Annotated in this window: 12 protein-coding genes and 3 pseudogenes; 11 read left to right on the forward strand and 4 right to left on the reverse strand. The window is 73.7% G+C overall.

Translation table 11 applies throughout. From position 1 onward, the window contains the following. Positions 1-242 precede the first annotated feature (242 nt). Entirely contained in the window at positions 243-1,037 is a 795-nt protein-coding gene (locus ACZ4M3_RS02745; RefSeq protein ID WP_467729498.1) for an oxidoreductase, read from the forward strand. Positions 1,038-1,078: 41 nt separating this feature from the next. On the opposite strand, the gene ACZ4M3_RS02750 is transcribed toward ACZ4M3_RS02745, so the two are convergent. After that, positions 1,079-1,651 carry a TetR/AcrR family transcriptional regulator gene (locus tag ACZ4M3_RS02750; protein ID WP_467729499.1) on the reverse strand — a complete coding sequence of 191 codons (573 nt, stop codon included), beginning with the start codon at positions 1,649-1,651 and terminating at the stop codon, positions 1,079-1,081. A gap of 190 nt (positions 1,652-1,841) precedes the next feature. On the opposite strand from ACZ4M3_RS02750, the gene ACZ4M3_RS02755 reads away from it, so the two are divergent. Continuing rightward, positions 1,842-2,534 carry an alpha/beta fold hydrolase gene (locus ACZ4M3_RS02755; RefSeq protein ID WP_467729501.1) on the forward strand — a complete coding sequence of 231 codons (693 nt, stop codon included), beginning with the start codon at positions 1,842-1,844 and terminating at the stop codon, positions 2,532-2,534. A gap of 6 nt (positions 2,535-2,540) precedes the next feature. On the opposite strand, the gene ACZ4M3_RS02760 is transcribed toward ACZ4M3_RS02755, so the two are convergent. Next, positions 2,541-2,756 (reverse strand): three-helix bundle dimerization domain-containing protein, encoded by a 216-nt coding sequence (locus ACZ4M3_RS02760; RefSeq protein ID WP_467729502.1) that lies wholly within the window; start codon positions 2,754-2,756, stop codon positions 2,541-2,543. Between the two features lie 236 nt (positions 2,757-2,992). On the opposite strand from ACZ4M3_RS02760, the pseudogene ACZ4M3_RS02765 reads away from it, so the two are divergent. The 7 genes and pseudogenes from ACZ4M3_RS02765 to ACZ4M3_RS02795 all read left to right on the forward strand — a co-directional run. Next, positions 2,993-3,289 (forward strand): annotated as a pseudogene (locus ACZ4M3_RS02765) (3-beta hydroxysteroid dehydrogenase); the annotation flags it as partial. Between the two features lie 163 nt (positions 3,290-3,452). Then, positions 3,453-4,931: a CehA/McbA family metallohydrolase gene (locus tag ACZ4M3_RS02770; protein ID WP_467729504.1), complete on the forward strand. Its 1,479-nt coding sequence runs from the start codon at positions 3,453-3,455 to the stop codon at positions 4,929-4,931. A gap of 166 nt (positions 4,932-5,097) precedes the next feature. Then, positions 5,098-5,523, forward strand: coding sequence for a nuclear transport factor 2 family protein (locus ACZ4M3_RS02775; protein WP_467729506.1), 426 nt, complete (start codon positions 5,098-5,100; stop codon positions 5,521-5,523). Next, positions 5,520-6,359: an NmrA family NAD(P)-binding protein gene (locus tag ACZ4M3_RS02780; RefSeq protein WP_467729508.1), complete on the forward strand. Its 840-nt coding sequence runs from the start codon at positions 5,520-5,522 to the stop codon at positions 6,357-6,359. Before ACZ4M3_RS02775 ends, ACZ4M3_RS02780 begins: the two co-directional genes overlap by 4 nt. A 181-nt stretch (positions 6,360-6,540) precedes the next feature. Beyond that, a complete protein-coding gene (locus ACZ4M3_RS02785; RefSeq protein WP_467729510.1) occupies positions 6,541-7,161 on the forward strand; it encodes a TetR/AcrR family transcriptional regulator in 621 nt (206 codons plus the stop codon). 289 nt (positions 7,162-7,450) lie between these two features. Beyond that, a complete protein-coding gene (locus tag ACZ4M3_RS02790) occupies positions 7,451-7,813 on the forward strand; it encodes a gamma-glutamylcyclotransferase family protein (RefSeq protein ID WP_467729512.1) in 363 nt (120 codons plus the stop codon). A gap of 132 nt (positions 7,814-7,945) precedes the next feature. After that, positions 7,946-8,782: a class I SAM-dependent methyltransferase gene (locus ACZ4M3_RS02795; RefSeq protein WP_467729514.1), complete on the forward strand. Its 837-nt coding sequence runs from the start codon at positions 7,946-7,948 to the stop codon at positions 8,780-8,782. On the opposite strand, the gene ACZ4M3_RS02800 is transcribed toward ACZ4M3_RS02795, so the two are convergent. Together ACZ4M3_RS02800 and ACZ4M3_RS02805 are read right to left on the reverse strand one after the other, a co-directional pair. Further along, complete coding sequence (locus ACZ4M3_RS02800; protein WP_467729516.1) at positions 8,718-9,989, reverse strand: MFS transporter; 1,272 nt, start codon at positions 9,987-9,989, stop codon at positions 8,718-8,720. The two genes, ACZ4M3_RS02795 and ACZ4M3_RS02800, sit on opposite strands and share 65 nt — an antisense overlap. Before the next feature lie 89 nt (positions 9,990-10,078). After that, positions 10,079-10,811, reverse strand: a pseudogene (locus tag ACZ4M3_RS02805) (alpha/beta hydrolase). Between ACZ4M3_RS02805 and ACZ4M3_RS02810 the strand changes: the two are divergent. Continuing rightward, positions 10,801-11,001: pseudogene (locus tag ACZ4M3_RS02810) on the forward strand (alpha/beta fold hydrolase); the annotation flags it as partial. The pseudogenes ACZ4M3_RS02805 and ACZ4M3_RS02810 overlap by 11 nt on opposite strands. A 134-nt stretch (positions 11,002-11,135) precedes the next feature. Beyond that, the gene (locus ACZ4M3_RS02815) at positions 11,136-13,118 is read left to right on the forward strand and encodes an APC family permease (RefSeq protein ID WP_467729518.1); all 1,983 of its coding nucleotides are present in this window, start codon (positions 11,136-11,138) and stop codon (positions 13,116-13,118) included. Positions 13,119-13,204: the final 86 nt, after the last annotated feature.

Genomic DNA, 13,204 nt, shown 5'->3' on the forward strand with positions numbered 1-13,204 from the left:
CGATCAACGACGACGTGACGCCACTGTCCGTGACCGGTGCCCGGCCCTGAAAGTCCCACGTATACGCCCCTTGACAGCGCCCCCGGGCCCCCTGCCCGAACCCGGTCCCGCACGTCCGTGACCCGGCCCGGACGGGCGCGGCGTGCCTGCGGGGGCGAACCGGGTTCGATGCCGACAATGCCCGTGAACATGTGGTTCAGGAGAAAAGTCCGGGCAGAGTTCAGACACAGGAGTGCGCGCCGATGGATCTCGAGCTCACCGACCAAGTCGCCGTCGTCACCGGCGCCAGCAAGGGCATCGGCCTCGCCGTCGCCGAGGCGTTCGTGCGTGAGGGTGCGCGCGTGGTCGCCGGCAGCCGATCCGAGACCCCTGAGCTGGCGGCGTTGCGCGAGCGGTACGAGGTGGCCTTCGTCGCCGTCGATCTGGCCACCGCCGAAGGCCCGGACGCCCTGATCCGGGCGGCGGCGGAACGCCACGGCAGGATCGACGTCCTGGTCAACAACGTCGGAGCCACCGAGCCGCGCACCGATTTCCTCGCCATCGACGACGCACAGTGGCAGCGGGGCTTCAACCTGAACTTCTTCAGCGCCGTCCGCGCCGTCCGCGCCGCGCTGCCGCACCTGCTCGCGGACGGCGGCGGCGCCGTCGTCAACATCAGTTCCGTCAACGCCCGGCTGCCCTTCCCCTCGGTGGTGGACTACTCGGCGGCCAAGGCGGCGCTGACCAGCCTCACCAAGGCGCTGTCGGAGGAGTTCGCCGCGCGCGGCGTACGGGTGAACGCGATCGCTCCCGGACCGGTCCGCACTCCGTTCTGGACCGCCCCCGGTGGCTTCGCCGAGGCCGTGGCGGCCGACGCGGGTACCACGGCCCAGGAGGCCATGGATGCGGTGGTGCCCCGGCAGATGGGCATCAGCACGGGACGTTTCACCGAACCCCAGGAGGTAGCCGACCTCGTGCTCTTCCTGGCCTCGCCGCGCGCCGCGAACATCACGGGCGCCGAATTCCTCATCGACGGCGGCCAGATCAAGACGACCTGAGCGCCGCGCGACGCCGCCGCGGGCAGCGGGGGCGGACGGGGTCAGGGCCTTCGGTCGTACAGCCCTTCGAGGAGCGCGGTCAGGTACCGGCGGCCGGTCTCGACGCGGGTGCCGGGGGCGCCGTGCACGGTCGCGGCGTACGCGATGCCGCACATCAGCGGGACGAGGTCGCCGTCGGCCAGGTCGGGGCGCACGACTCCGGCCGCGCGGGCCCGTGCCAGCAGTTGTGCACCGGCCGACCGGAGGGCCTGCTTGAGTTCGGTGGTGCGCGGCAGGGCGTCCGTGGCCGCGGCGGTGACCGCGGTCAGGGAGGCGTCGGTGACCTGGGCTTCGATGGTGCGGGTCAGGAAGGCGGCGAGGGCCCGTCCGGGGTCGTCGTCGGCCAGTGCCCGCTCGCCGTGGTCGGCGAGCGCCTCCAGGGACGGAGCGGCGACGGTTTCGAGGAGCGCCTCGGCGGTGGGGAAGTGGCGGTAGACGGTGCCCACGCCGAGCCCGGCACGCCGGGCCACGTCGTTCAGCTGGAGCGGAGTTCCCTCGTCCACCAGACCGCGGGCCACGGCGACGATCCGCTCCCAGTTGCGGGCGGCGTCCTTGCGCAGCGGAGCGGTCGTCATGGGAGCAGTCTAAGGGGATGAGTCATCCGGCTGACCGTCGGCGCCACGGCAGCGGGAGCTTCGCGGCCCCGGCCTGATCTGCCGACCGCGGCTACGTCAAATGGCGGAAGCGGCGGAAACGCCCCAGTACGTAGCGTTCTCCCTCAGGGCCCACCCGGTCCGGGCGGCCCTACGAGCACGGGAGGAACAGATGAGCGACACCGCACAGCGCGGCGACGTCGTACTCGTTCACGGAGGCTTCGTGGACGGCTCCGGCTGGCAGGGCGTCTACGACGCCCTCAAGGCCGACGGCCACAACGTGGCCGTCGTACAGCACCCCACGCTCTCGCTGGAGGGCGACGTGGCCGCCACCCAGCAGGTCATCGACCGGATGCGGGGACCGGTGACCCTGGTCGGCCACTCCTACGGAGGGGCCGTGATCACCGAGGCGGGCAACCACCCGAAGGTGACCGCCCTCGTGTACATCGCCGCGTTCGCGCCCGACAAGGGCGAGTCGGTGAACACCCTGATCGCCGACCCGCCCCCGGGAGCCCCGGTCCCGCCCATCCTCCCGCCCGACCAGGGGTTCCTGTTCCTGGACCGCGACAAGTTCGCCGACTCCTTCGCCGGCGACCTGCCGCGCGCCCAGGCCGAGTTCATGGCCGACTCGCAGGTCCCCTGGGGCGTGGCGGCACTGGGCGGTACGGTGTCCCGGCCGGCCTGGCGTACCAAGCCCACCTGGTACCTGATCAGCACCGAGGACCGCATGATCCCGCCGCCGGCCCAGTACGCGATGTCCGAGCGGATCGGGGCCCAGACCGTCGAAGTGGCCGCCAGCCACTCGGTCTACGTCTCCCAGCCCGCCGCCGTCGCCGACCTGATCAGGCAGGCGGCCCGCGCCTGAACGCCGTCAGGAGCCGTGCTCCGGGGGCCCGTCGGAGGGCAGCAGATCCCTGGCCCTGCGCTCCATCAGGACGGGCAGGTAGGTCCGTACCCGGGCGTACCTGAGTTCTTCGTACGCCGTCTGCACCGAACTCCGCACCAGGTCGGCGTCCAGATGGGGATGAGCCTTCATCAGCCGCTCGGCGACGTGGCGGATGACAAGGGCATCATCGGATTCCGCCACCACGCACCTCAGCCTTCTCCGGGGACCGCTCAGCTCAGTCTGGCGGAGCGGTCCCCGCTCTGGAAGCCGATCTTCCGCCGCGTGCACCTCAGGTCGTGCGTCTACGCTCGTGCGGCTACGGTTCGCTCCGGGCGCGCCATCGGCGATCAGCGACCCGCTGCCCCCGAGGTGACGGCCTTGAGCTCCTCCAGCGATTCCCTCACCAGGCGCGGGAGTCGCTGCTCGTCCGGCTCGGTGATGCCGCGGACCTGTTCCACCTCGCGCTGGAGCAGGCCCCCGCGGGCTCGACGCTGCACGGCGTCGCCGACGAGGGGGTGTCCCTCCGCGACATCGCCGAGGTCATCGGCCACCACCTGGACCTGCCCGTCGTGCCCGTCGCCCCCGAGGACGCGGGCGCACACTACGGCTGGCTGGCCGCCGTCCTCTCCGCCGACCAGCCGGCCTCCAGCGCGCTGACCCGTGGGCTGCTGGGCTGGCGGCCGACGCGGCCCGGGCTGATCGAAGACCTGGACAAGGGCCGCTACTTCGACTGAGCGCCCGGCGCCCGCCTCCGCCCGGGCTGCGCCGCCCGGCTGCCGGCCGTGGCATCCGGGCGGCGCCCGCATCCCCCGGCCCCCGGGCGGGGTCGCCCGGGGGCCGGCATCGCCCGAACGGGCGTTCACTCCGGGTTCACCGGGCCCGGTGACACTCGGACCCATGGCCCTCAGTAGACGAGCACTACTGGCACAGGCAACCGCGGCGGCCACCTCCGCCGCACCCCGCTCCGCCCCGGCGGCCGCCGCGGAACCGGAGCCGCCGACCACCACCACGGCGCTGCACGGCACGATCCCGCCGGGCGCCCCCGACTTCGTGTACGTACCGCTGGACGTCCCGCCGGGCGTGCGGGAGTTGCGCCTCGCCTACCACTACGACAAGCCGGCCACCCCACCCGGCACCCCGGGCAACGCCCTCGACATCGGCCTGTTCGACCAGCGCGGCACCGCACTCGGCGGGCGCGGCTTCCGCGGCTGGTCGGGCGGCGCCCGCAGCGAGTTCTTCGTGCGCGCCGACGCGGCCACCCCCGGCTACCTGCCCGGCCCGCTGGAGCCCGGCCGCTGGTACATCGCGCTCGGCCCCTACACGGTGGCCCCGCAGGGGCTCGCGTACGAGATCACCGTGAGCCTCACGTCCGGCGAACCGGCCCCCACCGTCCCGGCGGTCCACCCGCCCCAGCGCGTACCCGGCCGCGGCCGCGCCTGGTACCGGGGGGACTGCCACATCCACTCCGAGCACTCCGACGGCCGCCGCACCCCGGCCGAGATAGCCGGACTCGCCCGGGCCGCCGGACTGGACTTCATCAACACCTCCGAGCACAACACCCACAGCTCCCACACGGCCTGGTCGGTCCCGAGCGCCGCCGGCCTGCTCGTCCTGACGGGGGAGGAGATCACCACCCGCACCGGGCACGTCCTGGCCGTGGGCACCGACCCGGGGACGTTCGTCGACTGGCGCTACCGCTCCCGCGACGGCCGGTTCGAGCGCTTCGCCCGCGCCGTCCGCCAGGCCGGCGGACTCGTCGTCCCCGCCCACCCGCACGCCACCTGCATCGGCTGCGCCTGGAAGTTCGGCTTCGCCGAGGCCGATGCCGTGGAGGTGTGGAACGGCCCCTGGACCCCCGACGACGAGGTGTCCCTGGCCTCCTGGGACGCCACCCTGCGCGCCGCCCACGGCGACCGCTGGCTGCCGGCGCTGGCCCACAGCGACTACCACCGCGACCCCGACCGCGTCGGCGGGCCGCAGACCGTCGTCCTGGCCGACGACCTCTCGCGCGGGGCGATCCTCGCGGGCCTGCGCGCGGGCCGCGCCTACGCGGCGGAATCCTCCGCCGTCTCGGTCGACTTCACCGCCGTCACCCCGCGCGGAGCCCATGCGGGCATCGGGGAGCGGTTGCGGCCCGAGGACCCGGGCACGGAGGTCCTCGTACGGCTGTCGGTGACCGGCGCCGAGGGGTGCGAACTGCGGCTGGTCACGGACCAGGGGACGGTTCGCACCGAGCCTGCGGCGGCCGCCCTGGAGTGGCGCACCACGCCCGCCCGTTCCGCGTACGTCCGCGCGGAGGTCCGCCACCCGTCCCAGGCGCCACCGCTGCCCGGTCCGCCGGCCGCGTTCACCAACCCCATCTGGCTGGGTTCCTGAGTCCCGGCGTTCCATGAGCGGTCGCGCGGACGGTCGCGTCGACGGTCGTTCCGCGGTTGCGAAACGGACTGTCGGTCCGTATGGTCGATATTGCGGACCGACAGTCCGTTTGCGTTCCGGCTTCCCGCCGCGCAGAACCCGCCCGACCTGAACGGAAGTCCTGATCGTGAGCATCCCCATGACGCCCGCGGAGCTGTACCGCCACGGCCTTCGACTGCTGCTGGAGAAGGACATCGCCGGTTGGGTGGAGCTGTGGCACGAGGACGGGGTCATGGAGTTCCCCTTCGCGCCCCAGGGCTGGCCCGAGCGGCTGGCGGGCAAGTCCGCGGTCGGCGCGTACATGCGCAGTTACCCCGACCACGTCGACCTCCACGACTTCCCCGACGTGACGGTCCACCGGACCACCGACCCGGAGACGATCGTCGTGGAGATGCGCGGCGTCGGCCGCCTGGTGGGGACCGGCAGCCCCTTCGACATGACCTACATCGCCGTGGTCACCGTCAAGGACGGGCTCATCACCTCGTACCGCGACTACTGGAACCCCCTCGCCGTCGCGCAGCCCGGCGCCGGCTTCGCCGGAGCGGCCCGATGAACGGCACCGACGTCACTCTCGTCACCGGGGCCACCGGCACCACCGGCCGCCGGGTCACCGCCGGGCTCCGCGCGGCCGGGCGCCGGGTGAAGGCCGCCGGCCGGAACGCCACCCCGGTCGAGGACGCCCTCGGCGTCCGCTTCGACTGGAACGAGCCCGCGACCTGGGACGAGGCGCTCGGCGGCGTCGACCGCGTCTACCTCGTCCCGCCCATCGGCTCCTCCGACCCGGCCGCGGTCATGCTGCCCTTCCTCCGCCGGGCCCGTACGGCGGGCGTGCGCCGCGCCGTGCTGCTCAGTTCGTCGGCGATCCCGGCCGGCGGCCCGGCGGTGGGGCGGGTCCACGAGGCCCTGCCCGGCCTGTTCGAGGAGTGGGCGGTGCTGCGGCCCTCCTGGTTCATGCAGAACTTCACCGGCCACACCCCGCACGCCCGCAGCATCCGCGCGGACGGCGCGATCCGGACGGCCGCGGGCGGGGGCCGCGTCGGGTTCATCGACGCGCAGGACATCGCCGCCGTCGCCGTCCGCGCCCTGACCGACGAGCGGGCCCCCGACACGGATCTGATCCTGACCGGGCCGCAGGCGCTGAGCTACGACGACGTCGCCGCGATCATCGGCGAGGTCACCGGCCGGTCCGTGGTGCACCGCCGGCTGACCTTCGAGCAGCTGCGCGACCGCTGGGCGGCCCAAATCCCGCTGGAGTTCGCCACGATGCTGGCGGGGATGGACCGGGACATCGCGGCCGGCGCCGAAGACCGCACCTCGGACACCGTCGAGCGGCTCACCGGCCGCCCCCCGGGCACGTTCCGGGCCTTCGCCGAACGCGAGATGTCGTAGCGCGGCGGCGTCCCGGCCCGCCACACCCGCGGGCACCCGGGCGCCGTCCGCCGCACCGCAGCGCGTATCTTCGACTGGTCCCACCGCACCGGCCGGCCCGCTCCGAGCGGGGCGGGGCGGAGCACCGGGCGGCACGGAGCGGCACGGGCCCCGGACCAGCCGAAGACCACGAGGAGGATCCGTGAGCCGACGTCCGGAGCGGGCCGACGCCCTGCGCAACCGAGAGGCCGTCCTGGCCGCCGCCGACGCCCTCTTCGCCGCCGGCGCCAGCCCCCACGACGTCTCGATGGACGACATCGCCGCGGCGGCGGGGGTGGGCAAGGGCACCCTCTTCCGCCGCTTCGGCGACCGCGCGGGCCTGATCGGCGCCGTGCTCGCCGCACGCCTCGAACCCCTGCGGCACGCCGTGCGGGAAGCCCAGGAGTCGGCCGCTTCGGCACCGCGGCAGCGGGTGCTGGACCTCCTCGACGCCTCGCTCCGCTTCAAGATCGAGAACCGCAACCTGATGGCGGCGGCGGAGGACGCCGGGCTCAGCAGCCCCTACCAGGCCGAGCACTACGGCTGGTGGCACGAAACCCTGCGCGCGGAACTGGACCAGGTGCCCGGCGCCCATGACGCGGACTTCACCGCCCACGCGCTGCTGGCCTGCATCCGCGCCGATCTCGTGGTGCACCTGATCGACGAGCGGAAGATGACGCCCGAGGCCCTGCGCTCCTCCCTCGCGGCCCACATCGACAACGTCCTCGGCGCCGGCTCCGGTTCGCCGGCCGCCGTCGAGAACCGGGACCCGGACGGTTCCTGATCACGCGGGGCCGGCCGGCTCACGGCTGCGGCGCCGTCTCGAACACGGGCGGCTGAGGCCGGCGATCCGCTCCGGTCTGCCGTGGGCCAGTTCGTCGAGGGAACGGGGCACCCCGGCCGCCAGGCGGGTGGCGGACGTCAGCCAGGTCAGCAGGACCCGCCCGGCCGCGGCGGCCGCGGCGCACCGGTTCGGACCGTGCACTGCGTGCGCTGCGCGCTGTCTCCGGGCTCAAGTCGCCCTCGCCAGGTCGGGCGTGTCAGGTCATCAGCGTCACTCTGGAGGTCTCCGCATGGCCGGTCCGGCTCGTCACCAGCTGTTCTCGTACGGCACCCTGCGGTTGCCCGAGGTCCAGCTCGCGCGCTTCGGCAGGCTGCTGGACGGGACTCCCGACGCGCTGCCCGGGCACCGGATGACGCACGTGGAGATCACCGATCCCGAGGTGATCGCCGCCAGTGGAACAGACCGTCATCCCCTGGTGATCGCCTCCTCCGACGAGACCGACGCCGTCGACGGCACCGTCTTCTCGATCACCGACGAGGAACTGGCCGCAGCGGATGACTACGAGGTCGACGACCACGCCAGGATCCAGGTCGTCCTGCGCTCGGGCGGCAAGGCCTGGGCCTACCTCGCCGCCCCGACCCGGACCGCCTGAGACGCGGGGGCGACCGGGGTCAGGCCGCGGCGGCCCGCTCCTGCCGCGGTCCCGACCCGGGTGGCCGATACTGGGAGGAAGCGGCGCTTCTGCGGGCATCCCCGCCCGCCGGGTACGGGAGGCGGTGGCCGCATGCAGCCCACGGACGGCCCCGGCGAGTACGGCAGGGCGGTGTTCCCGCCCGGCCGGGCCGGTGAGGGCGAGCGCATCGACCTGGGCGCTCTGGCGTACGACGACCTCACCATCGCCCGGCTGCGGGAGCTGGGCGCCGGCCCCGGCTGGAGCTGCCTCGACGTCGGGGCGGGCACCGGCAGCGTGGCCCGGCGGCTGCTGGGCGAGCTCCGCGTCATGCGGGTGCTGGCCGTGGACCGCGACACCCGCTTCCTCGCCGCCCACCCGCAACCCGGTCTCGACGTCCTGGAGGCGGACCTCACCGCCCCCGGCTTCGATCCCGGGCGGTTCCACCTGGTGCACGCGCGCTTCGTCCTGATGCACCTGGCCACCCGGCGCCAACTCATGGCGCGCCTGGCCGAGTTGCTCCTGCCCGGCGGAGTGCTGGTGCTCAGCGACGCCATCGATCCGGCCTCCGACACCGCGCCCCCCGGCCCGTACACCATGGCCGTGCAGGCCATGTGGCAGGGCCTGCACGACACCATCGGCACCGACGTCTCCTGGACCCCGCGCTACCCGCAGCTGCTGCACGACCTCGGCCTGGCGGCCGTGGCAGCGGAGGTCCACGTCCCGCCGCTCGTCCCCGGCTCACCCATCAGCCGGTTCTGGGCGGACACGTGGGACCGCGCGCGGGCGGCCATGGCCGCGACCGGGCTGGTGGACGACGCGGACATCGACGCGGCGATCCGCTACCTCGACTCACCCGACTGCGCCGCCCTGTCCCCCGGCATGATCACGGCCTGGGGCCACCGCCCCGGCGCAGGTGCACCGACCAGGCCAGTGCCGCCGCCAGGGTGACCGAAACGACCGCCGTCGACATTCCGGCGCGGATGCCGAAGCGCACGGTCACCAGCCCGGCCACCAGCGCCCCGAGCGGAACCCCGAGCCCCGACGAGAGCATCCGCCGGGTGGTGTTCACCCGGCCCTGGAGCTCCGCCGGGGTGACCTCCTGCGCGTACGTCATCGTGTTGACGAGGACCACGAGATACGCCGACCCCCACGCGGCGAGCGCCACCACGGCCACCCGCCAGTCACGGACGAGCACCACGGCCAGACCCAGCAGCGCACCCGCCGGCAGCGCCACGAGGAGGATCCCGGACGCGTCGAGCCGGCGCCGGATCCTCGGCAGCAGCAGCGAGCCGCCGATGCCGCCGGCGCTCCACGCCGCGTAGAGGAACCCGACCCGGGGGTCCGTGCCGTGGACGTCCAGCCCGCGGTCGGCGTAGAGGACCAGCTGGCCGACGATCGCACCGCCGGCGAAGGACTGGAGCGCGCCGACCACGGTCATCGTGCGCAGCACCGGATGCCCCCGGAGGAACCGCAGCCCCTCGCCGACGGACTCCTTGAATCCGGGGCGCCGCGCCCCCGGGACGCCGCCGGACGGCGTGCGGGCGACGGCCCGGACGAGCAGGGCGGAGACGATGAAGGACACCGCGTCGACCACCACGGAATCCGCCGGGCCGAGCACGGCCATCAGGCCGCCGGCGACCGCGGTACCGGTGATCCGGACCACGGAATCCGCGCCGTGGAGCAGGCCGTTGGCCCGGGCGAGGTTCTCCCTGCCCACCGCCTCCGGTACGAACCCGTACACCCCGGCGTCGAAGAAGAGGGCGAGAGCGGACGACAGCAGCGCCACCAGGACCAGCTGAACGCCCGTCAGCGCCCCGAAGGCGGCGGCCACCGGGACGGTGGCCAGGCAGACGGCGTTCAGGGCGTCGGCGGACACCATCAGGCGGCGGCGGTCGACCCGGTCCGCCACCACCCCGGCCACCAGCCCGAACAGCAGGTACGGCAGGGTTCCCGCCGCGGCGACCAGGGACACCGCGAGCGGCGATCGCGTCTGCTGGTAGGTCAGGACCGGCAGCACCACCGTGCTGACGGCCGAGCCCAGTCCGGAGACCGTCCTGGACAGGAAGAAAAAGAAGAAGCCCCTCGGTTTCCTGAGGGGCGTCGGGTTCGGATCCACCGGATCACCGGTGCTCTGCTGCTCTGTGCGCGAAGACATGGTGGTTCATAGGCAGACTTCGCGAGACAGGTCAACCGTCCGCGACCCCGCGCCCCGGCCGGAAGTTCCGGCCGGGGCGCGGGGTCGCTTCAGCGGGTGGTGGCGTCGACCGCCTCGTGGATGAGGTCGGCGACGCGGTGCGGGTGGGCGAGCATCACGAGGTGCGAGGAGTCGGCCTCGACGGTGGTCATGCCGGCCCGTTCGTAGCCGAAGCGCTGCACGTCGGGGTTGATGGTGCGGTCCGCCGAACGGACCAGCCCCCACGCGGGCCTGGTGCGCCACGCCGCGGCCGGGGCGGCCTCCCCGAACTCCTGCGCCGCCAGCGGGCACTGGGACACGGCGAGGACGGCGGCGAGGCCCGGGTCGACGTCGGCGGCGAAGAGCGCGGGGAACGCGTCGGCCCGGACCGGCACGTCCGTACCCGGAGCGGACGGGTCCACGGTCGGGAACGGCGCGTACACCAGCGCTTTCGCGAGGTCGGAGTCCGGGAAGCGGCCCTGCAGGACGCCCAGGCCCTCGCCCTCCTCCAGGGCGTAACCGGCCAGGTGGACCAGCCCCACGACGTTGTCCTCGGTCCCGGCGACGGTGATGACGGCGCCCCCGTAGGAGTGCCCCACCAGGACGACCGGGCCCGGGATCCGGCGGACGACCGAGGCGACGTACGCGGAGTCGCCGGGGAGACCGCGGTTGGGCACGGCGGGGGGCTACGACGTCCAGGCCGCGGGCGAGCAGCTCGGGGACGACAGCCGGCCCCCCGGCCGGCCCGGCGTGGGCGCCCGTACCCACCGGTCCGAGCACGAGGAAGCCGCGTATGCCGTACATCACCGCGGGCCGGGAGAACTCCACCACCACCGACCGCTACTACGAGGACCACGGCGCCGGACAGCCCGTCGTCCTCATCCACGGACTCCCGCACGACGGGCAGTCCTGGGAGCGGCAGAGCGCCGCGCTGCCCGACGCGGGCTACCGCGTCATCACCTACGGCCGCCGTGGGTTCGGGCGGTCCGACCGCCGCTCCCGCCGCACCGGGGCGCCCCCGCCCGGTGCGTCGCGGACGGCAGGCCCCATACTCGGTGATCGTCACGCAGGCGTGGCCGCGACGGCGGGCGCGCCCCGTGCTCCGTGCCGGAAGGGTTGATGGGGGACATGAAGGAAACGAACGAACTGGCCGTACCGGAAGTGGTGGACAGTCCCGCCCTGCGGCCACAGCCGAGCGGAAGCCTGGCGCAGTGGCTGCTGCGGCACCGGGTGCAGCCGGTGGGGCCGGCGGCCGGTGAGGGGCACGGCGAGCCGCACGCCTGGTGGAAGGTGATGTGCCTGACCGGCGTCGACTACTTCTCCAGCCTGGCCTACGTACCGGCGATCGCCGCGCTCGCGGCCGGTGCGGTCTCGCCGCTGGCCACGCTGGTGCTCGTCGCGCTCACCCTGCTCGGCATGCTGCCGATGTACCGCAGGGTGACGCAGGAGAGCCCGCACGGCGCCGGCTCGGTGGCGATGCTGGAGGACCTGCTGCCCTTCTGGCGGGGCAAGCTGTTCGTGCTCGTCCTGCTGGGTTTCGTCGCCACCTCGTGGGTCATCACGATCACCCTGTCGGCGGCGGACGCTTCCGTGCACGTCGTGGAGAACCCGTTCTTCCCCCAAGCCCTGCACGGCCACGAAGTGGCGATCACGGTGGCGATGCTGCTGCTGCTCGGCGGCGTGTTCCTGCTCGGCTTCAGCGAAGCGGTCAGCGTGGCCATCCCGTTGGTCGCCGTCTTCCTGCTCCTCAACGCCGTGACCATCGGCGTCGGGGTGGCCGACGTGTTCACCACCCCGGGCGCCTGGTCGGCGTGGACGGACGCCCTCGCCGCGGGCGGCGGCGGTCTCGGCGACCTGGTGGGACCGGCGCTGCTGGCGTTCCCCCTGCTCGTGCTCGGCCTGTCGGGGTTCGAGACCGGGGTCAGCATGATGCCGCTCGTGGCCGCCGAGGGCGCCGATCCCGAGGAGCGGCTGCGGTCCCGGATCCGCAACACCCGCAAGCTCCTGACCACCGCAGCGCTCGTGATGAGCGTCTACCTGCTGGCGGCGAGTTTCGTCACCACGGTCCTCGTCCCGCACAAGGAGTTCGAACCCGGCGGCGCGGCGAACGGGCGCGCGCTGGCCTGGCTCGCCCACGAACACGTCGGGGAGGCCTTCGGCACCGCCTACGACATCAGCACCATCCTGATCCTCTGGTTCGCGGGCGCGTCGGCCATGGCGGGCCTGATCAACATCGTGCCCCGCTACCTGCCCGATTACGGGATGGCTCCCGAGTGGGGACGCGCGGTGCGACCCGTGGTGCTGGTCTACACCGTCCTGTGCGTCGGCATCACCATCGCCTTCGACGCCGACGTCAACGCCCAGGCCGGCGCCTACGCCACCGGCATCCTCGCCATGATGGTCTCCGGCGCCTTCGCCGTCACCGTCTCGGCCCTGCGCCGCCGCCGGCGGGCCGCCACCGCGGGTTTCGCGGCCCTGACCGCGGTCCTGCTCTACGCGCTCGTCGCCAACATCGTCGACAAGCCCGACGGCATCACCATCTCGGGGATGTTCATCGCCGGCATCATCCTGGTGTCCCTGATCTCCCGCGTCTCGCGCACCACCGAACTGCGTGCCGACCGGATCGTCTTCGACGACGTGGCGCGCGGGTTCGTCACCGACACCCTCTCCTACGACAACGCCATCAACATCATCGCCAACCGCCGCGAGACGGGGGACCGGGCCGAGTACGCCGGCAAGGAGCGCGAACAGCGCGGCAGCAACCCGGTCCCCGGCCCGGCCGACGTGCTGTTCCTGGAGATCGACGTCGTCGACCCCTCCGACTTCAGCGAAACCCTCACCGTTCGCGGCGTGGAGGTCGACGGGTACCGGATCCTGCGCGCCGAGGCACCGGCCGCGCCGAACGCCATCGCCGCGGTCCTGCTCGCCCTGCGCGACACGACGGGAGTCAGGCCGCACTGCTACTTCGCCTGGGCGGAAGGCAGCCCGCTGCGGCACATGTTCCGCTACTTCCTGCTCGGCCGGGGCGACACCGCGCCCGTCACCCGCGAGATCATCCGCAAGCACGAGCCGTGCCCCGAGCGGCGCCCGGGCATCCACGTGGGCGACTGAGGAAACCGGCGGGACCGGCCCGCCCGCGGCCCTACCGGCCCGGAACCGGGGCCCGCGGGCCTGCCCGGCCGGCCCGGGCCGCGGCC

This window comes from Streptomyces sp. NPDC026522 (genome assembly GCF_055567555.1).